The 19,787-nt window shown below is 40.5% G+C and carries 31 protein-coding genes; 1 reads left to right on the forward strand and 30 read right to left on the reverse strand.

Annotated features, from left to right (window positions below; translation table 11 throughout):
• Window positions 1–143: 143 nt before the first annotated feature.
• Both ctlX and ABT310_RS02980 read right to left on the reverse strand, forming a co-directional pair.
• Window positions 144–1,049: a citrulline utilization hydrolase CtlX gene (gene ctlX / locus ABT310_RS02975; RefSeq protein WP_375325284.1), complete on the reverse strand. Its 906-nt coding sequence runs from the start codon at window positions 1,047–1,049 to the stop codon at window positions 144–146.
• Between the two features lie 79 nt (window positions 1,050–1,128).
• Window positions 1,129–2,043, reverse strand: a complete 915-nt coding sequence (locus tag ABT310_RS02980; protein WP_375325285.1) for a dimethylarginine dimethylaminohydrolase family protein — start codon at window positions 2,041–2,043, stop codon at window positions 1,129–1,131.
• 278 nt (window positions 2,044–2,321) lie between these two features.
• On the opposite strand from ABT310_RS02980, the gene ABT310_RS02985 reads away from it, so the two are divergent.
• Window positions 2,322–2,771, forward strand: a complete 450-nt coding sequence (locus ABT310_RS02985) for a hypothetical protein (RefSeq protein WP_375325286.1) — start codon at window positions 2,322–2,324, stop codon at window positions 2,769–2,771.
• Window positions 2,772–2,836: 65 nt separating this feature from the next.
• Here ABT310_RS02985 and ABT310_RS02990 read toward each other — a convergent pair whose 3' ends face one another.
• The 28 genes from ABT310_RS02990 to rpsS form a co-directional block, all read right to left on the reverse strand.
• Entirely contained in the window at window positions 2,837–4,120 is a 1,284-nt protein-coding gene (locus tag ABT310_RS02990) for a citrate synthase (protein WP_375325287.1), read from the reverse strand.
• A gap of 120 nt (window positions 4,121–4,240) precedes the next feature.
• Window positions 4,241–5,779: a glycogen synthase gene (locus ABT310_RS02995; protein WP_375325288.1), complete on the reverse strand. Its 1,539-nt coding sequence runs from the start codon at window positions 5,777–5,779 to the stop codon at window positions 4,241–4,243.
• Between the two features lie 118 nt (window positions 5,780–5,897).
• A complete protein-coding gene (eno, locus tag ABT310_RS03000) occupies window positions 5,898–7,190 on the reverse strand; it encodes a phosphopyruvate hydratase (RefSeq protein WP_375325289.1) in 1,293 nt (430 codons plus the stop codon).
• A gap of 118 nt (window positions 7,191–7,308) precedes the next feature.
• A complete protein-coding gene (gene carA, locus ABT310_RS03005) occupies window positions 7,309–8,421 on the reverse strand; it encodes a glutamine-hydrolyzing carbamoyl-phosphate synthase small subunit (RefSeq protein WP_375325290.1) in 1,113 nt (370 codons plus the stop codon).
• Window positions 8,422–8,518: 97 nt separating this feature from the next.
• Window positions 8,519–9,019 (reverse strand): 50S ribosomal protein L17, encoded by a 501-nt coding sequence (rplQ, locus tag ABT310_RS03010; protein ID WP_375325291.1) that lies wholly within the window; start codon window positions 9,017–9,019, stop codon window positions 8,519–8,521.
• 60 nt (window positions 9,020–9,079) lie between these two features.
• Window positions 9,080–10,072: a DNA-directed RNA polymerase subunit alpha gene (locus tag ABT310_RS03015; protein WP_375325292.1), complete on the reverse strand. Its 993-nt coding sequence runs from the start codon at window positions 10,070–10,072 to the stop codon at window positions 9,080–9,082.
• Between the two features lie 21 nt (window positions 10,073–10,093).
• Window positions 10,094–10,699 (reverse strand): 30S ribosomal protein S4, encoded by a 606-nt coding sequence (gene rpsD, locus ABT310_RS03020; RefSeq protein WP_375325293.1) that lies wholly within the window; start codon window positions 10,697–10,699, stop codon window positions 10,094–10,096.
• 112 nt (window positions 10,700–10,811) lie between these two features.
• Window positions 10,812–11,204 (reverse strand): 30S ribosomal protein S11, encoded by a 393-nt coding sequence (gene rpsK, locus ABT310_RS03025; protein ID WP_090293772.1) that lies wholly within the window; start codon window positions 11,202–11,204, stop codon window positions 10,812–10,814.
• 107 nt (window positions 11,205–11,311) lie between these two features.
• Window positions 11,312–11,686 carry a 30S ribosomal protein S13 gene (rpsM, locus tag ABT310_RS03030; protein ID WP_375325294.1) on the reverse strand — a complete coding sequence of 125 codons (375 nt, stop codon included), beginning with the start codon at window positions 11,684–11,686 and terminating at the stop codon, window positions 11,312–11,314.
• A gap of 2 nt (window positions 11,687–11,688) precedes the next feature.
• Window positions 11,689–11,805, reverse strand: coding sequence for a type B 50S ribosomal protein L36 (gene ykgO / locus ABT310_RS03035; protein ID WP_010519235.1), 117 nt, complete (start codon window positions 11,803–11,805; stop codon window positions 11,689–11,691).
• Between the two features lie 4 nt (window positions 11,806–11,809).
• A complete protein-coding gene (gene infA / locus ABT310_RS03040) occupies window positions 11,810–12,025 on the reverse strand; it encodes a translation initiation factor IF-1 (RefSeq protein ID WP_014031991.1) in 216 nt (71 codons plus the stop codon).
• 3 nt (window positions 12,026–12,028) lie between these two features.
• Window positions 12,029–13,372: a preprotein translocase subunit SecY gene (secY, locus tag ABT310_RS03045; RefSeq protein WP_375325295.1), complete on the reverse strand. Its 1,344-nt coding sequence runs from the start codon at window positions 13,370–13,372 to the stop codon at window positions 12,029–12,031.
• Between the two features lie 10 nt (window positions 13,373–13,382).
• Window positions 13,383–13,835, reverse strand: a complete 453-nt coding sequence (gene rplO, locus ABT310_RS03050) for a 50S ribosomal protein L15 (RefSeq protein ID WP_375325296.1) — start codon at window positions 13,833–13,835, stop codon at window positions 13,383–13,385.
• A 13-nt stretch (window positions 13,836–13,848) separates the two neighbouring features.
• The gene (gene rpmD, locus ABT310_RS03055) at window positions 13,849–14,028 is read right to left on the reverse strand and encodes a 50S ribosomal protein L30 (protein ID WP_090293768.1); all 180 of its coding nucleotides are present in this window, start codon (window positions 14,026–14,028) and stop codon (window positions 13,849–13,851) included.
• A 12-nt stretch (window positions 14,029–14,040) separates the two neighbouring features.
• Window positions 14,041–14,565 carry a 30S ribosomal protein S5 gene (gene rpsE / locus ABT310_RS03060; RefSeq protein WP_108246824.1) on the reverse strand — a complete coding sequence of 175 codons (525 nt, stop codon included), beginning with the start codon at window positions 14,563–14,565 and terminating at the stop codon, window positions 14,041–14,043.
• Window positions 14,566–14,571: 6 nt separating this feature from the next.
• Entirely contained in the window at window positions 14,572–14,925 is a 354-nt protein-coding gene (gene rplR, locus ABT310_RS03065) for a 50S ribosomal protein L18 (protein ID WP_375325297.1), read from the reverse strand.
• A gap of 11 nt (window positions 14,926–14,936) precedes the next feature.
• Window positions 14,937–15,479 (reverse strand): 50S ribosomal protein L6, encoded by a 543-nt coding sequence (gene rplF, locus ABT310_RS03070; protein ID WP_375325298.1) that lies wholly within the window; start codon window positions 15,477–15,479, stop codon window positions 14,937–14,939.
• Between the two features lie 19 nt (window positions 15,480–15,498).
• The gene (gene rpsH / locus ABT310_RS03075) at window positions 15,499–15,897 is read right to left on the reverse strand and encodes a 30S ribosomal protein S8 (protein ID WP_375325299.1); all 399 of its coding nucleotides are present in this window, start codon (window positions 15,895–15,897) and stop codon (window positions 15,499–15,501) included.
• Between the two features lie 18 nt (window positions 15,898–15,915).
• Entirely contained in the window at window positions 15,916–16,185 is a 270-nt protein-coding gene (gene rpsN, locus ABT310_RS03080) for a 30S ribosomal protein S14 (RefSeq protein ID WP_116218582.1), read from the reverse strand.
• Window position 16,186: 1 nt separating this feature from the next.
• Entirely contained in the window at window positions 16,187–16,738 is a 552-nt protein-coding gene (rplE, locus tag ABT310_RS03085; RefSeq protein WP_375325300.1) for a 50S ribosomal protein L5, read from the reverse strand.
• 2 nt (window positions 16,739–16,740) lie between these two features.
• Entirely contained in the window at window positions 16,741–17,052 is a 312-nt protein-coding gene (rplX, locus tag ABT310_RS03090) for a 50S ribosomal protein L24 (protein WP_090293761.1), read from the reverse strand.
• Between the two features lie 16 nt (window positions 17,053–17,068).
• Window positions 17,069–17,437: a 50S ribosomal protein L14 gene (gene rplN / locus ABT310_RS03095; protein WP_090293760.1), complete on the reverse strand. Its 369-nt coding sequence runs from the start codon at window positions 17,435–17,437 to the stop codon at window positions 17,069–17,071.
• Between the two features lie 2 nt (window positions 17,438–17,439).
• Window positions 17,440–17,697 (reverse strand): 30S ribosomal protein S17, encoded by a 258-nt coding sequence (rpsQ, locus tag ABT310_RS03100; RefSeq protein WP_014032003.1) that lies wholly within the window; start codon window positions 17,695–17,697, stop codon window positions 17,440–17,442.
• A 13-nt stretch (window positions 17,698–17,710) separates the two neighbouring features.
• Window positions 17,711–17,902 (reverse strand): 50S ribosomal protein L29, encoded by a 192-nt coding sequence (gene rpmC / locus ABT310_RS03105; RefSeq protein ID WP_090293759.1) that lies wholly within the window; start codon window positions 17,900–17,902, stop codon window positions 17,711–17,713.
• 20 nt (window positions 17,903–17,922) lie between these two features.
• Window positions 17,923–18,342, reverse strand: a complete 420-nt coding sequence (rplP, locus tag ABT310_RS03110) for a 50S ribosomal protein L16 (RefSeq protein ID WP_090293758.1) — start codon at window positions 18,340–18,342, stop codon at window positions 17,923–17,925.
• 20 nt (window positions 18,343–18,362) lie between these two features.
• Complete coding sequence (gene rpsC, locus ABT310_RS03115; RefSeq protein WP_375325301.1) at window positions 18,363–19,079, reverse strand: 30S ribosomal protein S3; 717 nt, start codon at window positions 19,077–19,079, stop codon at window positions 18,363–18,365.
• A gap of 10 nt (window positions 19,080–19,089) precedes the next feature.
• Window positions 19,090–19,497 carry a 50S ribosomal protein L22 gene (gene rplV, locus ABT310_RS03120; RefSeq protein ID WP_090293756.1) on the reverse strand — a complete coding sequence of 136 codons (408 nt, stop codon included), beginning with the start codon at window positions 19,495–19,497 and terminating at the stop codon, window positions 19,090–19,092.
• Window positions 19,498–19,504: 7 nt separating this feature from the next.
• Window positions 19,505–19,783, reverse strand: a complete 279-nt coding sequence (gene rpsS, locus ABT310_RS03125) for a 30S ribosomal protein S19 (RefSeq protein ID WP_090293755.1) — start codon at window positions 19,781–19,783, stop codon at window positions 19,505–19,507.
• Window positions 19,784–19,787: the final 4 nt, after the last annotated feature.

A 19,787-nucleotide genomic window follows, 5' to 3' on the forward strand; every position in this document is an offset into this window, starting at 1 on the left:
AAATTGCTGTACACTGTAGTATTAAGAATTATATCCTTTGGTCAGTTGGTGAAAATCCTGCCTACTACAGGCAGGAGTGTCAAATTAAAAACCTTCATTAGAATAAAGATTCTTCACGCTGTTCAGAATGGCAAATTATTTTGTTATGCCTTTGGCAAAAACACCTCCGCCATCATGCAACGGGCACTACCTCCTCCACAAGTTTCAATGGTATCCAAAGGACTGTGAATAATAGGACAATGCTTTTCAATTGCCTTAATTTGCGCATCGGTAAGACTATTATAGGCTTGGGTACTCATCACCATATATCGTTGGTCGTTGGCACCAATCACCTGTAGCATATTCCCAGCAAAATGGTACATCTGTTTTTCCGTAATGTCTATAATTTCACGTCCATCCTTTTTAATATGCTCAACAACGTTTTTGCGTTCCTTTTTGTCATCAATGGTGCTCAAACAAATCACCACAAAGGTTTCGGCCATGGCCATCATTACATTGGTATGATAAATGGGCAACCGTTCACCATTCACCGTTTGATTGGCGTGGAATATAACAGGAAAGCAGTCAAAATCCTCACAAAACTCAATGAACAATTCTTCATGGGCGCGTTCGGAAAGTGCGCAATACGCCTTTTGGTTGGTGCGATCCTTTAAAATACTGCCAGTGCCTTCCAAATAAATTTCTTCGTCCTCGGCCGAGGTATAATCCATGACATTGTTGATCACAAATCCATGTTCTTCCAAAAGCTCCAAAACATCTTCACGACGCTCTTTTCTTCGGTTTTCGGCAAACATGGGGTACACGCAAACAGTTCCACTTTCATGAAAGGAAACCCAGTTATTTGGAAATATGGAGTCGGGCGTATCGCGTTCCAAAGTATCACTTATGGTAATTACCTGCACACCGTGCTCCCGAAGAACCTTTACAAATTGGTCGAACTCTTCCTGTGCCTTTTTATTGATTTCCGCATTTTTTAGGTGTGGGTCTTCCTGAAAATAATTGTTGACTGCGGTTTGTTCGTTCATCCTAAAATTTACAGGACGAACCATTAAAATAGTATTGGTAATCTGCGCTCTCAATCCTTTTAAAAAATTAGTGCACCTGTGGCAGCAGGAAGTGGGTTATAAATTATGATCTAATCAGTGGCATGGTGCTACAGCGCAACAAGCCTTCTTGTTTGGCGATTTCGGCATACGGAATTTCTTCTACGGTAAAGCCTTGCTCTCGCAACCAGTTGTTCAAACGGGTAAAGCTCTTTTCCGATACCACCACTTCGGGTGAAATGGAAAACACATTGCTGAACATTTGGTACATCTCATCCCTTGAGATTTCAAAGATATTCTCCTTTCCGAAATAATCCACCAAATATTGATATTCCTCTTCCACTAAAAATCCGTTCTTATGCAAAATGGCCTTGTTCTTTCCTATGGGTTGAAAGCAACAATCCAGGTGCAAGGCATTTTCTTTTGGGTCGGTGTTGGATTTTCTAAGTTCAAATGATTTAACGGTTTTATGAGGGAACATGTCACGGATAAATTCCACTGCTTCCATATTGGTGCGGGCGGTAATATAACTTGAATAATCCGCCCCTGTGTAGGTTCCGATAAAAATATGATCGTTCCAAGGCATTACATCCCCTCCTTCAATATGCACTTCTTCTGGAGGTCGAACAATCTTTTTTGGGTCGATTTTATCCAATACATCATGAATGGCCACAAACTCACGCTCACGGTCGGGTAAAATATTGGCATGAAACAACTTGTCCTCAATTACAAATGCAATATCCCTTGCAAAAATCTGATTACAGTCCTGCAAAACCTCTGGACGATAGACCTCAACGCCATATTTATTAAAAACAGCGGCAAAGGCCTCCATTTCTTGAATCATATCAGCCTCCTTCGGGTAGGTGCCGGCCTTAATATGCTCGATGGATTTAGGGTCGTATGCCTCTTCTATGGTTGGAACCGGCCCATTACTTTTTGCTGTTCCTAAAATAACAGCTTTTAAAGGGCTGGTTTCATCAACTATGTTCAGTTGCATCATATTTTATGTCTTTAAAAACGAATATTATGGTAGCTCTACGGAAATTCCACAAAAATTCTATGGCAAATCTAGTGTTTTAAAGCAGAATTCCCACTTACAAAAAATGGAAAACTTATTGCTCAATTATGGGGAACATTTGATCCTTTGAAAAATTTTTAATTTAATCAACCTTTTGTTTATCAAATGCTTAAAACACACCATTTATAGTCAAATTTTGGACCAAAAATATGGAGTGAAAAATTTAAATAATTACATTTGCTTTAAGATTTTTCTTACATATGAAAAAATTATTGTTCCCCACAATTTTAATCACCGGCGTTTTCGCCGTTGTAGGAAGTATGAAATCATTTTATGTTGATGCGCAAAACAACAGGATAAATAACTCGCTTATTACCCAAACCTATTCGGCCAAATACAAAGACTGTATTGATAAGGAGGATTTGCCAGTGGATTATCATCCCACTGCAGATTCTGTCACCATCAAAAGAGATTGGGATATCGCCAAGGTGAATGCCTCCATCGAAAAGTATGGCAAGTCCATGGATTCGACTGTAAAAAGCCTAAATGCCATCGATGCCCATGATTTTGTCCATAAAGAGTTTCAACGATCTAAAAATATACTTGCCGACAGTGGACTTTCGGAAATTCGAAAGCATTACCATTGTGAAATTATGCGAATTTGCTATGACAGCGATAGGTCCTTAAATCAAAGTGCCTTTGGCAGGTAGACTGTTACACCTAAAATAAAAGGGGCGGATAAATCCGCCCCTTTTTAATTATTTAGTCCCAAATCTTACCTTTTTTCCAAGGAAACAAATGGTCTTAAGTTTTCTCCGATATACACTTGTCGTGGTCTTCCAATAGGTTCTTTTCTCAATCGCATCTCTCTCCATTGTGCAATCCATCCGGGTAACCTACCCAATGCGAACATTACGGTGAACATTTCGGTTGGAATGCCCAAAGCCCTATAAATAATACCAGAGTAGAAATCGACGTTCGGGTACAATTTTCTGTCCACAAAGTAGGAGTCTTCCAAGGCTTCTTTTTCCAAACCTTTGGCAATATCCAAAATTGGGTCTTCTATACCTAAGTTGCCCAATACCTCATCAGCAGCCTTTTTAATAATTCTAGCTCTTGGGTCGAAGTTTTTATAAACGCGGTGTCCAAAGCCCATCAATCTGAAAGGATCGTTCTTATCCTTGGCCTTGGCCATATATTTTTTGGTACCTCCACCATCTGCCTCGATAGCTTCCAGCATTTCCAATACTGCTTGGTTGGCACCTCCGTGCAACGGGCCCCAAAGTGCAGAAATACCTGCAGACAAAGAAGCAAATAATCCAGCGTGGGATGAACCTACAATTCTTACGGTTGATGTTGAACAGTTTTGTTCGTGATCAGCGTGAAGAATCAAAAGCTTATCCAAGGCATCGATAGCGATCCGGTCTTTTTTATACTCTTGGTTTGGTCTTTTGAACATCATCTTGTGAATATTCTCCACATAGCCCAAGGTATCATCACCGTAATCCAACGGAAGACCTTTTTTCTTGCGAAGCGTCCAAGCTACCAATACGGGAAATTTAGCCAAAATGCGCACAATTGAATTGTACATGGCCGATTCCGAGGAAACATCCACTGAAGTTGGGTTAAAGGCCACCAATGCACTGGTCAATGAAGACAAAACACCCATCGGGTGTGCAGATTTTGGAAAGCCATCCAAAATCTTCTTCATTTCCTCATCCACTTGGGATTCTTCCTTGATGTCGTTATGAAATTTTTCCAGTTGCTCCTTGTTTGGCAATTCACCAAAAATCAAAAGGTAGGCCACTTCTAAAAAGTCAGCTTTCTCGGCAAGGTCTTCGATGGAATACCCTCTATATCTCAGAATTCCCTTCTCACCATCGAGAAAGGTAATGGCACTTTCACAAGAGCCAGTATTTTTGTAACCTGGGTCTATGGTCACCATTCCTGTTGCAGCACGCAACGTTTTGATATCTATGGCCAATTCATCTTCAGTACCTTTAATCACAGGGAATTCATACCTTTCTCCCCCGTATTCGAGTATTGCTTTATCCGACATTTTATATTTTAATAGATTAGTAAAATAAGAATGCGGAAATTACGAAAAAGCACAACCATTAACAATTTCAATTTGTTATTTGTGCAGATATTAACGCTAAAATGATATAGAAAAAATTACCTATTCCAGATTATAGAGCAGCTTGTAGTATTCATTCACTGATTTTTCCCAAGTAAATCGTTTTTTACGCGCTGCTGCTTGGATTTTTTTCCATGTTGGTTTATCGTTTACAAAGACATCCAAAGCCACATCGAACACTTCTAACATATTGGTGATTTTCTCATCGTAAGTATCGCCATCAAAACTAAACCCTGTCTTCAAATGCTCCACTGTATCTTTGAGTCCTCCGGTATGATGCACCAAACAAGGGTTCCCATTTCGCATGGCCAGCATTTGGCTTATACCACAAGGCTCGAACAAACTCGGCATAAAATAAAGGTCAGATTCGAGATAAAGGGAATCGATTAACTTTTCGGACTGCCCATTGGTAAAAACAAAGTTTTTATGCTTGTAGCTCAAGTCTCTAAAAAGTTCTTCGTACTCAGGCGCTCCAGTTCCCAAGAGCATGAAAATACCGTTCACTTTTTCCAATCGCTTTAAAATTTCGACAAAAGCTTCCGGTGATCGCATAAAAAAATAAAACTTTTGTTCCGTTAACCTTGCAACGCTGGATACTATAAAATCGGGTCTATCATCTACAAAAGCCATGATTTTTTCACCGGTATGGGCCAAAAAGTCGGCCTTGTATTTTTTGGACTCTTCTTGCAACCATCGAAACAAAGCCTTTACGGTATTTCGATAAATATTTCCTTTCTTCTCTTTGTTGATGTTCTTATAGTTGCAACCATTCAAAACACCAAACAAACGCCCTTCTTCATGGGCTTGGACCAAATCATTTTCCAACCCTTCGCCCCCAATAAACTCGGGTGGTGAACTAGGTTTCATCACATCTTCCATATAAGATGGCGATACGGTGTGCACTGCATCGGCAAAACGTATACCTACGGCCATCAAATTGATACAATCCTGATAACGGTAATCCATCAACCTTTGGTAGTCGATAGGCACGTTGGGGAACCAATGCTTTACCGATGAATAATTCCCACTGAACGGGCGAATACCTTGAATGGCCAGATTGTGAATGCTGTACACTACGCGAATATCCTTAAGGTGGGTATACTCGGGATGGTATTCTCTTAAAAACAACAATAAACTGGAATGCCAATCGTGCAAATGGACCACATCTATAGCTCCAAAGGCCCCTTTTTTGATTGCTTCGGCCACGGCGGTACAGAATATAAAATACTTAATGGCATCGGTATAAAATGGTTCTTCTGGATCATTGTGGTAAATATGCGCAATGTCTCCTGCTTCTATTTCTGGATGATGCAGCACGTAATGGAAAATATTCGGGAAGTCCTTTTTTGGTTTTACTTCATACAATTCTGCCGTGTAGACCATTCCACGAAGCATAAAATTTAAAGTAGTTTTAGGTATTCCCCCATGGTGCAATCGCGAATATGATGGCACGATAACGTGCACTTTATCGCCATGCTCAGAAATTTGACGGGGCACATCGCGCACCACATCGCCCATTCCACCAGCTTTGCAGTTTTCCAATGCATCATTTTCGGCGGCTACGAAGAGAAAGTTATTCATGAGGGAAGTATAAAAATGGTAGTTTGTTACCCTTAATTTAACCAAAGTTTATTAGTGTAACAAAAAAAAGCCTTTCCAGTTTTGGAAAGGCTTCTTCTATGCTATTAAATCATTATGCTTATTTTACCTTGAAAGCTTTTTCTTGTGGGTAGTAAGCGATGTCTCCCAATTCCTCTTCAATTCTAAGCAATTGGTTGTATTTCGCCATACGGTCACTACGGGAGGCTGAACCGGTTTTGATCTGACCTGTGTTCAACGCCACTGCCAAATCAGCGATGGTGTTGTCCTCAGTTTCTCCTGAACGGTGAGACATTACAGAAGTGTATCCTGCATTTTTAGCCATGTTCACGGCAGCAATGGTCTCTGTCAACGTACCAATTTGGTTTACTTTGATCAAGATAGAGTTGGCAATTCCGTTTTCGATACCTCTGGACAAACGCTCTACATTGGTCACAAACAAATCGTCCCCAACCAACTGAACTTTATCGCCGATTTTTTCGGTCAACAATTTCCAACCGTCCCAATCGTTTTCGTCCATTCCATCCTCAATAGAGATAATTGGATATTTTTCACAAAGATCTGCCAAGTATTGGGCTTGCTCTTCGGAGGTTCTTACCATTCCTTTATCTCCTTCGAACTTGGTGTAGTCGTATTTTCCGTCTACGTAGAACTCTGCAGAAGCACAGTCCAAAGCAATCATTACATCATCACCCAATTTGTATCCAGCTTTTTCAACTGCTTTTCCGATGGTATCCAAAGCATCTTCGGTACCACCTTCCAAGGTTGGCGCAAATCCACCCTCGTCTCCTACAGCCGTGCTCAAATTACGATCATGCAATACTTTCTTAAGGTTGTGGAAGATTTCAGTTCCCATTTGCATGGCATGGCTAAAATCTTTTGCCTTAACGGGCATTACCATAAATTCTTGGAAGGCGATAGGTGCATCGGAGTGAGATCCACCGTTAATAATGTTCATCATGGGCACCGGCAATGTGTTGGCACTAACACCACCCACATAGTGGTACAAAGGCATTCCCAATTCGTTGGCTGCAGCCTTTGCCACTGCCAAAGACACCCCTAGGATTGCGTTGGCTCCCAATTTCGATTTGTTTGGCGTACCATCCAATTCGATCATGGTTTTATCAATATGGTTTTGTTCGAAAACAGATGTTCCGATCAATTCTTCTGCTATAACTGAATTTACGTTGTTTACGGCTTTCCCAACACCTTTTCCCATAAAGGAGTCTCCACCATCTCGCAACTCAACAGCCTCATGCTCACCTGTAGATGCTCCAGAAGGAACTGCAGCCCTTCCCAAAATACCATTTTCGGTAAGTACGTCTACCTCTACTGTTGGATTTCCTCTTGAATCCAATATTTGTCTTGCATGAATGTTGATAATAATGCTCATTTTATCTCAATATTTAGTGTTGTGATTATTCGTGTAAAGATACGAAAAGGTGTCCTTTTTCCTTTATGATATCTTTCACAAATAGCTGGAAATAACTTAAAAATAAAACTACAACGTTTTAATTCTTACTGGTTTTGATCGCATCGAAAAATTGGTCGAACAAATACTCGGCATCATGCGGTCCTGGACTAGCTTCTGGGTGATATTGTACCGAAAAAACTTGCTTGTCCTTCATTTTGATTCCAGCCACGGTATGGTCGTTCAAATGTGTGTGGGTGATTTCCAATTCTGGATGTGCTTCGGTTTCTTCTCTGTTGATGGCAAAACCATGGTTTTGAGAAGTGATTTCACCCTTCCCTGTCACCAAGTTTAAAATCGGATGGTTGATTCCTCGGTGCCCGTTGTGCATTTTATAGGTAGAAATACCATTGGCCAAAGCCAATACTTGGTGTCCCAAACAAATTCCGAACAATGGTTTTTCAGAATTGATCATTTCCTTGGCAGCGGCCACTGCCTCGGTCAATGGTTCTGGATCCCCAGGTCCATTGGAAATAAAGTATCCATCAGGGTTCCATTCTTTCATTTCCTCAAAGGAAGCGTTGTAAGGATACACTTTTATGTAGGCTCCCCGCTTGGCCAAGTTTCTTAGAATGTTCTTTTTGATTCCAATATCCAAAGCTGAAATTTTAATTTCGGCATTCTCATCACCATAGAAATATGGTTCTTTGGTGGAAACTTTGGAAGAAAGTTCCAAACCTTCCATACTTGGCACTTGTTTTAACTCTTCCTTCAAAGCATCGATTTCATCCACACGGGTTGATATCAAAGCATTCATGGCTCCGTTATCTCTAATGTAGCTTACCAATGCGCGGGTATCCACATCTGAAATGGCCAATAAATTATTCTGGTTTAAAAATTCCAACAAGCTCATTTCTGCGCTTGGTCTGGAATAATCGTAACTGAAATTCTTACAGATAAGTCCTGCAATTTTAATTGAATCAGATTCAATTTCTTCCAAATGGGCACCATAATTTCCGATATGGGCATTGGTGGTCACCATTAACTGTCCATAGTAAGAGGGATCTGTGAAAATCTCTTGATACCCTGTCATTCCGGTATTGAAACATACCTCACCTACAGCTGTACCTTCTTTTCCTCCTACGGCCTTACCATAAAAGATGGTTCCATCGGCCAACAAAATCAACGCTTTTTTCTTTGTGTGATACTTCATTGTGTGCTCTAAATTCAGTTATGACAAAAAAACATAAAAAAAGGATAAGTTCTCACTTATCCTTTTTCCACTAATACAATAGTTAATAACATTCTTCTTATTCTTCAGAATCGTCAGTTTTGGTTTCAGCTACTGGAGCAGGAGCCTCAGCTTTGCTACCTCCGCCTCTTCTACTTCTTCTGGTAGATTTCTTCTTAGGCTTACCAGCGTTGTAAACTTCGTTGAAGTCTACCAACTCGATCATTGCCATATCAGCGTTATCTCCCAATCGGTTACCCAATTTAATGATTCTGGTATATCCACCTGGTCTGTCACCTACTTTTTCAGCAACTGTGCTGAACAATTCAGTGATGGCCTCTTTGCTTCTAAGGTTACTGAAAACAACTCTTCTGTTGTGCATACCTTTTTCGGTAGTCTGGTTGTTTTCGGTTTTTGCCTTGGTGATCAAAGGTTCAACAAACTGCTTTAAAGCTTTTGCTTTAGCCACAGTGGTGTTGATGCGCTTGTGCTCGATTAAGGAACAAGCCATGTTGGCCAACATTGCCTTTCTGTGGGCAGCTGTTCTTCCTAAGTGATTGAATTTTTTTCCGTGTCTCATGGTTCTAATTTATCATCTTGCTTCCAGACCCAATGTTACTTGGGGAGCAAAATATGATTATTAATCTTTATCTAATTTGTATTTGCTCAAATCCATTCCAAACTGAAGTCCTTTGTTGATCACCAACTCTTCCAATTCGGTCAAGGATTTTTTACCAAAGTTTCTGAATTTCATCAAATCGTTCTTGTTGAAGGAAACCAAATCTCCCAAAGTATCCACTTCGGCAGCTTTTAGACAGTTCAAAGCCCTTACGGACAAATCCATGTCGACCAATTTGGTTTTCAACAACTGACGCATGTGCAATGACTCCTCATCATACGTCTCGGTTTGAGCAATTTCATCAGCCTCAAGGGTGATACGCTCATCGGAGAACAACATAAAGTGGTGAATCAAAACTTTGGCAGCTTCGGTCAAAGCATCTTTTGGGTGGATGGAACCATCTGTGATGATTTCGAAAACCAATTTTTCGTAATCGGTCTTTTGCTCTACCCTATAGTTTTCGATGCTATATTTTACGTTTTTAACTGGAGTGTAAACAGAATCAACCGCAATGCTCCCCAAAGGTGCATTGGATTTTTTGTTTTCTTCTGCAGGAACGTATCCACGTCCTTTTTCAATCACAATCTCCATGTTGATGCTCACTTTTGGATCCATGTTGCAAAGCACCAAATCAGGGTTTAGCACTTGGTATCCGGAAATGAATTTTTGGAAATCTCCTGCGGTCATTTGTTCTTTTCCACTTACGGAAATAGAAACGGTCTCGCTCTCAACATCATCAATCTGTCTCTTGAACCTAACTTGTTTAAGGTTCAAAATGATTTCGGTAACGTCTTCTACAACGCCTGGAATAACAGAAAACTCATGTTCAACTCCATCGATGCGTACAGAAGTGATAGCAAAACCTTCCAAAGAGGAAAGTAATACTCTTCTCAGCGCATTCCCAACTGTTAATCCATAACCAGGTTCCAAAGGGCGAAATTCAAATTTCCCTTCGAAATCTGTGGAATCGATCATTATAACTTTATCGGGCTTCTGAAAATTAAGTAATGCCATAATTGGATTAATGTTGAATTCTTATTTAGAGTACAATTCGACGATCAGTTGTTCCTTGATGTTTTCAGGAATCTGAAGTCTTTCTGGAATGGTAACAAAAGTTCCTTCTTTTGTTGCCGAGTTCCAAGTAATCCATTCGTAAACACTACTATTGTTTGCCAATGAATCTTCTATAGCTTGAACAGATTTTGATTTTTCCCTTACACCAACAACATCGCCTGGCTTCAATTTGTAAGATGGAATGTTCACCACTTCACCGTTAACGGTAATGTGACGGTGCGATACCAACTGACGAGCTCCTCTTCTTGAAGGGGAAATACCCATTCTGTACACTACGTTGTCCAAACGGGACTCACACAATTGAAGCAAAACCTCACCGGTTACTCCTTCTTTTCTTTTTGCCTCAGCAAAAAGGTTACGGAACTGACGCTCCAAAATACCGTAGGTATATTTGGCCTTTTGTTTTTCGGCCAACTGAATAGCGTATTCAGATTTTTTTCCACGGCGACGGTTGTTACCGTGTTGTCCTGGAGGATAATTTTTCTTTTCAAAAGACTTGTCGTCTCCGAAAATCGCCTCTCCAAATTTTCTGGCGATTTTTGTTTTTGGTCCTGTATATCTTGCCATCTTCTATTTTTTTAAAGGTACGATTATGAATTAAGGCTTATCCTTCGATAATCTGCGTGCACCTTTGGTGAAGACCCTTTTTAGGGGGCCCGTTAAACAATATAATTGATAATTAAACTCTTCTTCTTTTAGGTGGTCTACACCCGTTGTGTGGTAGTGGAGTTACGTCCACGATTTCAGTTACCTCGATACCAGCATTGTGAATGGTACGGATAGCAGATTCTCTACCGTTACCTGGTCCTTTAACATAAACCTTTACTTTTCTCAAACCTGCCTCGTGTGCTACTTTGGCACAATCTTCGGCGGCTACCTGAGCTGCGTAAGGTGTGTTCTTTTTAGAACCACGGAATCCCATTTTACCAGCAGAAGACCAAGAGATTACGTCTCCTTTTTTGTTGGTAAGGGAAATGATGATATTATTGAAAGATGCTACCACGTGCGCCTCACCAGTAGATTCTACTACTACTTTACGCTTCTTTGCTGTTTTGGTACTTGCCTTTGCCATATTTTTTAGTTTCTAGTGTTAGCTCTTAGTTATTGGAATCCTAGACTTTTACATTTCAAACAGATTCTTCTAACGTCTAAATACTAACTAATGACTGTTACTGCTTATTATTTAGTTGCTTTCTTCTTGTTGGCAACTGTTTTTCTTTTTCCTTTTCTGGTCCTAGAGTTGTTCTTGGTACGTTGACCTCTTAGTGGCAATCCTGCTCTGTGACGAATTCCACGGTAACAACCAATGTCCATCAAACGCTTGATGTTCATTTGGGTCTCTGAACGAAGCTCACCTTCAATGGTGTAAGCAGAAACGGCATCCCTAATTCTTCCGATCTCTTCGTCGGTCCAATCTTGAACTTTGGTATCCTCGCTTACTTGGGCGGTCTTCAAAATCTCTTGCGCCCTGCTATTACCCACTCCGAAGATATAGGTAAGTGAAATAACGCCACGCTTTTGTTTAGGTATATCTACACCTGCAATTCTTGCCATAATTACCCTTGTCTTTGTTTAAATCTAGGATTCTTTTTGTTGATTACGTACAATCTGCCCTTTCTGCGTACTATTTTGCAGTCGGCACTTCTCTTCTTTATTGATGCTCTTACTTTCATGTAATTAGTATCTATAAGTAATTCTTGCTTTTGTTAAATCGTATGGACTCATCTCCAACTTTACCTTATCTCCGGGAAGCAATTTGATATAGTGCATTCTCATTTTTCCTGAGATATGTGCTGTTACCACGTGCCCATTTTCCAATTCTACCCTGAACATTGCATTGGACAATGCTTCAATAATAGTCCCGTCTTGTTCTATTGCTGGCTGCTTTGCCATATATTATGCTACTTTTCTATTTTTTCCGGTTTTCATCAAGCCATCGTAATGTCTGTTCAACAAATAAGAATTTACTTGTTGTACGGTATCGATTGCTACACCTACCATAATCAATAGGGATGTTCCTCCGTAAAATAATGCCCATCCTGCCTGTACATCCATCAATTTTACCACAACTGCAGGCAGTACCGCCAAAAGTGCTAAAAATACTGAACCCGGCAATGTGATCAACGACATGATTTTATCTAAATAATCACCTGTTTCTTTTCCAGGACGAATACCAGGAATAAATCCTCCGCTTCTTTTTAGATCATCGGCCATTTTATTGGTAGGCACGGTAATCGCGGTGTAAAAGTACGTGAATATTATGATTAACAAGGCAAACAGAATATTGTATGCCAATCCGAAGATATCTGCGAATTGAACCTCCATCCATTGCCCGGCCGCTGTATCATTAAATGTTCTTCCTATTAAACTTGGAGCGAACATGATAGCTTGTGCAAAAATAATCGGCATTACACCAGATGCATTCAACTTTAAAGGAATGTACTGGCGGGCTCCCATAATATTTTTCTCATAACCACCAGAAGCGGTTCTTCTTGCATATTGTACTGGAATCTGTCTTACAGCCATGGTCAAGTAAACACTGGCCAAGATCACCAAGAACCATACAATCACCTCAATTAAGATAAACATAATACCTCCGGTGTTGTTGGCTGTTCTTGAAATAAATTCCTGAACAAATGATTGAGGCATGGTAGCAATAATACCTACCATAATCAATAAAGAGATACCGTTTCCGATTCCTTTATCAGTGATTTTTTCACCCAACCACATCGCAAAAACACATCCTGTTACCAAGATGATTACCGATGGAACAATAAAATCAAGACCTTTACCCAACACAAAAGCACTATCTGGAACACCAAGGGCTCCAAGACCGTACAAATATGCCGGTGCCTGTACAATACAGATACCAATGGTCAACCAACGTGTAATTTGGTTAATGGTCTTTCTTCCACTTTCTCCTTCTTTTTGTAGTTTTTGAAGATAAGGAATTGCGATTCCCATCAACTGAACTACAATGGATGCCGAGATATAGGGCATAATACCCAAAGCGAACACCGAAGCATTCGCAAAAGCACCACCTGTAAAAGCATTAAGAATACCTAAAATACCATTTTCAGTACTTGAGGTTAATTGGGCCAATTGGGCAGTATCAATACCCGGAAGAACAATTTGGGCTCCAAATCGGTAAACCAATAGTAGTCCCAGTGTAAGGATGATACGTTGTCTTAGTTCATCAATCTTCCAAATATTGGATATGGTCTCAATAAATTTCTTCATGCTCTATGTCTTATAAACTTATTGCCTCACCTCCAGCAGCTTCGATAGCAGCTTTAGCGGAAGCAGTAAATTTATGTACCGATACCTTAAGAGAAGCTTTCAATTCACCATCTCCTAAAATCTTTACCAAATCGTTTTTGTGGGCCAACCCGTTTTCTACAAGACCTTCAAAGGTTACTTCACCTTTAAAAGTACCGTTGTCTACGAACTCTTGTAGTTTACCTAGATTGATTCCTCTGTATTCCTTTCTGTTGATGTTTTTAAAACCAAACTTGGGAACACGTCTTTGCAATGGCATCTGACCACCTTCGAAACCAATCTTTTTGGAATAACCAGATCTAGATTTGGCTCCTTTGTGTCCACGGGTGGAAGTTCCTCCTTTACCGGATCCTTCTCCTCTTCCTACTCGTTTCCCTTCTTTGTGCACAGCGCCTTCCGCTGGTTTTAGATTATTCAAATCCATGTGCCTTTATATTTTAAGCTTCCTCTGTGGAAACCAAGTGTTTTACCTTTTCTACCATTCCAAGGATACTAGGGGTTGCATCGTGTTCAACAACCTGCCCGATCTTGCGCAAACCAAGTGCCTCCAAAGTTCTTTTTTGGTTCTGTGGCCTTTTGATGGCGCTCTTTTCTTGTTTAACCTTAATCTTTGACATAATATCCTATGTTTATCCTTTAAAGACTTTTTCCAAAGAAACTCCTCTTTGTTTTGCTACAGTATCTGCACTTCTTAGTTGCAACAAGGCATCAAAAGTAGCTTTTACCACGTTGTGAGGGTTGGATGAACCTTGTGATTTTGACAATACGTCTTGCACACCTACGGCTTCCAATACCGCTCTCACAGCTCCACCAGCAATTACTCCGGTACCGTGTGATGCAGGCTTAATGAAAACTCTCGCACCTCCGAATTTACCTTTTTGCTCGTGAGGAAGTGTAGCCTTGGTCAAAGGAATACGCACCAAGTTTTTCTTGGCATCCTCAATGGCTTTTGCAATCGCTGTGGCAACTTCTTTGGATTTTCCCAAACCATGTCCAACAACACCGTTTTCATCACCAACTACAACAATGGCTGAAAAACCAAAGGCTCTACCACCTTTTGTTACCTTGGTAACCCTTTGTACTCCAACCAAACGGTCTTTCAACTCCAGTCCACCTGGCTTAACTATTTCTACGTTTTTGTAATTCTGGTACATAGTTTCTTAGAATTTTAGTCCTGCTTCCCTAGCTCCTTCAGCCAATGATTTTACTCTTCCGTGATATAGGTTTCCACCTCTATCAAATGCCACGGCCTCGATTCCTAGCTTAAGGGCTTTTTCCGCTATGGCCTTACCCACGCTGGTAGCGACTTCCGATTTGGTTCCCTTGGCATCCACATCTTTATCTCTAGATGAGGCCGATGCCAAAGTTACACCTTTGTTGTCGTCGATCAACTGGGCATAAATTTCTTTATTGCTTCTGAAAATAGACAATCTTGGTCTTGTTTCAGTTCCGAAGGATACTTTGCGTATTCTTCTTCGGATGCGTAATTTTCTTTCAGTCTTAGATAATCCCATAGTCTTAATTATTAAGCTGATTTACCTGCTTTTCTTCTTAATTGCTCACCTACAAATTTCACACCTTTTCCTTTGTAAGGCTCAGGCTTACGGAAAGATCTAATCTTGGCAGCTACTTGACCTACCAATTGTTTGTCGTGAGATGTTAGTTTTACAATAGGGTTTTTCCCTTTTTCGGATACGGTCTCAATTTTCACCTCAGGAGCGATATCCAGTACGATGTTGTGAGAGAATCCAAGGGCAATGTCCAATTTTTGTCCTTGGTTGCTGGCTCTATACCCAACTCCTACAAGTTCCAATTCCTTGGTCCATCCTTTGGACACACCCAATACCATATTATTGATAAGTGCACGGTACAAACCATGCTTAGCCTTGTGATCTTTGGATTCTGAAGGGCGTTCCAAAACAACACTTCCATCCTCAACCTTTACATCAACTCCTGAAAACTCTTGAGTAAGTTCTCCTAAGCTACCTTTTACAGTAACCAAAGAATCTTTCACCTCTACAGTGACTCCATCAGGAATTGCAATTGGACTGTTACCTATTCTTGACATTTTTCTTCTCTTTTCTCAATTAATATACGTAGCACAATACTTCACCACCTACGTTCTCTTGCTGAGCTTGCTTGCTGGTCATTACACCGTGTGACGTAGACACGATTGCAATACCCAAACCATTCAATACTCTTGGCAAATCACCGGAACCTGCATACTTACGCAAACCTGGTTTACTTACCCTTTGCAATTTTTTGATGATAGGTTCTTTAGTGAATTTATCGTACTTAAGGGCAATTTTAATGTTACCCTGCACTTTATCTTCTTCGAACTTATAGCTCAAAATATAGCCTTGGTCGAACAATATTTTGGTAATCTGTTTTTTTAGATTGGAAGCGGGAATATCCACTACTCTATGACCTGCCTTATTGGCATTTCTCAATCTGGTCAAATAATCTGAAATTGGATCTGTAAGCATTTCTTTTCTATATCTAAATTACCAACTTGCCTTTTTAACTCCTGGAATTAACCCTTGATTGGCCATTTCCCTAAAAGTAACCCTTGAGATACCGAAAGTTCTCATGTATCCTCTTGGTCTTCCGGTCAATTTGCAACGGTTGCGCATACGTACAGGAGATGCATTTTTAGGCAACTTCTGTAGAGCCTCGTAATCGCCAGCTTCTTTTAGTGCTTTTCTTTTCTCGGCATATTTTGCAACCATTTTTGCCCTTTTTCTTTCACGGGCTTTCATTGATTCCTTGGCCATACTAGTTCTTTTTAAAGGGTATTCCCAATTGGGTTAACAATGATTTTGCTTCTTTATCAGTCTCAGCAGAAGTTACAAAGGTAATATCCATACCGTTGATTCTGTTGATTCTGTCTATGTTGATCTCTGGAAAGATGATCTGTTCGGTGATACCCAAGTTGTAGTTACCTCTACCGTCGAATCCGGTAGCTCTCACTCCTTGGAAATCACGTACCCTTGGAAGGGCTGTTGTGATCAATCTATCCAAAAATTCATACATGCGCTCTCCTCTAAGGGTTACTTTGGCGCCAATCGGCATTCCTTTTCTTAGTTTGAATGTAGCAACATCCTTTTTAGATAAGGTAGCAACCGCTTTTTGACCTGTAATGTTGGTCAATTCGTCAACCGCGTGATCAATCAATTTCTTATCGGAAACAGCGGCACCAACACCACGGCTTACTACGATTTTTTCCAACTTAGGAACTTGCATTACGTTTTTGTAACCAAATTCGTCAGTAAGCGCTTTGATCACACGCTCTTTATATTCTGATTTTAATCTTGGAATGTAACTCATGACTAAATTACTTCATTGGATTTTTTGGAAAACCTTACTTTCTTCCCATCTCTTTCTTCGTATCCAACACGTGTGGCATCGCCAGACTTAGGATCGATCAAGGATAGATTTGAAATATGGATAGGCGCTTCCTTTTTAGTTATGCCTCCTTGAGGGTTCTGTGCACTAGGCTTCTCGTGTTTTGAAACGGTGTTCACCCCTTCCACTATTGCCTTGTTCTTTTCACGGTCTACCTTTAGTACTTTACCTTCACTGCCCTTGTGGTCTCCCGCAATGACTTTGACCGTATCCCCTGTTTTAATTTTCAACTTCATCTCTGTGATATTTCTTTTAAAGCACTTCAGGCGCCAATGAAACAATCTTCATGAACTGTCTGTCCCTCAATTCTCTGGCAACAGGTCCGAATACACGGGTACCTCTCATCTCGCCAGCTGGGTTCAACAACACACAGGCATTGTCATCAAAACGGATGTAAGAACCATCTGGTCTTCTTACTTCCTTTTTGGTTCTAACAACAACCGCTGTAGAAACAGAACCTTTTTTTACAGTACCGTTTGGAGTAGCTTCTTTTACGGTAACAACAATTTTGTCACCCAAAGATGCGTATCTCCTTTTTGTTCCTCCTAGTACGCGGATGGTCAAAACTTCTTTTGCACCAGTATTGTCCGCAACCTTTAATCTTGATTCTTGTTGTACCATAATTATTTAGCTCTTTCTAGGATTTCAACCAATCTCCAGCACTTAGTCTTACTCAATGGTCTTGTTTCCATTATTTTAACGGTATCGCCTTCGTTGCAATCGTTCTTTTCGTCGTGGGCAACATATTTCTTGGTCTTCAAAACGAATTTACCGTACATAGGGTGCTTCACACGCTTAACTTCGGAAACCACAATTGATTTCTCCATTTTGTTGCTGGTAACAACCCCTATTCTTTCTTTTCTTAAATTTCTGTTTTCCATAAGGCAGAACCAATTATTGTAATTCCCTTTTAGTTAATTCAGTTGCAAGTCTTGCTACCGTCCTTCTAGTCTTTCTGATCTGTAAAGGATTTTCCAATGGAGTAACGGCGTGAGCCATCTTAAGATCGGCATGTTGTTTTTTCAACTCGGCCAACTTCTCCTTTAGCTCTTCAATTGAAAGTTCTTTTATTTCTGATTGTCTCATCTTTTCTTCTCAATTAAAAATTAAGCGGAATAATCCCTTGCTACAACAAACTTGGTCTTAACCGGTAGTTTTTGTGCCGCAAGCCTTAAGGCTTCTTTGGCAATATCCATTGGTACACCGGCAACCTCGAACATGATTCTACCTGGTTTTACAACAGCTACCCAATATTCTGGAGCACCTTTACCTTTACCCATACGAACCTCAAGAGGTTTTTTGGTGATAGGTTTGTCCGGGAATATTTTGATCCACAACTGACCTTGTCTCTTCATGTATCTTGTCGCAGCGATACGCGCAGCCTCGATTTGTCGGGAAGTAATGAAGTGAGAATCCATGGACTTGATACCGAACATTCCATTGGAAAGTTGGTGCCCTCTTTGTGAGATTCCTTTCATACGCCCTTTCTGGGCTTTACGAAATTTCGTTCTTTTTGGCTGTAACATCTTACCTTAACTTTATCTTATTACTTTCTACGGCGAGGTTTTTTACCACCTTCTTGTTTACCGCCTTTTCCTTGACTCTTGCTCAATCCTACCAAAGGGGAAAGCTCTCTCTTACCGTAAACCTCTCCTTTCATGATCCACACCTTAATACCCAATCTACCATAGGTAGTGTGAGCTTCGTGCAATGCATAATCAACATCGGCACGGAAAGTGGACAATGGAATTCTTCCTTCTTTGTAAGACTCGGAACGTGCCATCTCAGCACCGTTCAAACGTCCGGAAATCTGAATTTTGATACCTTCTGCATTCATACGCATTGCTGCTGCAATTGCCATTTTGATGGCTCTACGGTATGAAATTCTGCTTTCAATCTGTCTTGCTACACTTGCAGCAACCAAATTAGCATCCAGTTCAGGTCTTTTGATCTCGTGAATGTTAATCTGAACTTCTTTGTTGGTGATCTTCTTAAGCTCTTCCTTAAGCTTATCAACCTCTTGTCCTCCTTTACCGATAATAATACCTGGCCTTGCGGTGGTAATGGTAATGGTGATCAACTTCAACGTTCTTTCTATAATCACTCTAGACACACTTGCTTTTGCCAAACGTGCATAGACGTACTTTCTGATCTTATCGTCTTCAGCTAGTTTATCGCCGTAATCGTTTCCTCCGTACCAGTTGGATTCCCATCCTCTGATAATTCCTAAGCGATTTCCTATTGGATTAGTCTTCTGTCCCATATTCTATTTACTAGCTTTCAACGTTGTTATTGGCTTCCAAGATCATGGTTACATGGTTGGAACGCTTTCTGATTCTGTGTGCCCTTCCTTGTGGAGCTGGTCTCAATCTTTTCAACATGGTTCCTCCGTCTACACGGATTTCCTTGATGTAAAGGTCAGCATCCTCAATGCTTGCATCTTCGTTCTTAGCTTCCCAGTTAGCGATAGCGGAAAGCAAAAGTTTTTCCATCTTTCTAGACGCCTCCTTTGGGTTGAACCTTAGAATAGCCAAAGCCATTTCTATTTGTTTCCCCCTTACCAAGTCAGCAACCAAACGCATCTTTCTTGGAGATGTTGGGCAATTGTTAAGCTTTGCAATAGCAAGTTGCTTTTTCTCTTCCTTTAACCTTTCGGCCATTTGTCTTTTACGAACTCCCATAGCTTACTTACTTTTTACCTTTGTTTTTAGCTCCAGCGTGACCTCTAAAAGATCGTGTTGGTGAAAATTCTCCAAGTTTGTGACCTACCATATTCTCGGTTACGTACACAGGAACAAATTGTCTCCCGTTGTGCACCGCGATGGTTTGTCCCACAAAGTCTGGCGTTATCATAGAGGCTCTAGACCACGTTTTGATAACTGATTTCTTACCTGATTCTATATTGGCTTGAACTTTTTTCTCCAAGCTAAAATGAACGTATGGTCCTTTTTTTAACGAACGTGCCATTTAC

The organism is Flagellimonas cixiensis (assembly GCF_042134615.1).
Taxonomy (GTDB): domain Bacteria; phylum Bacteroidota; class Bacteroidia; order Flavobacteriales; family Flavobacteriaceae; genus Flagellimonas; species Flagellimonas cixiensis.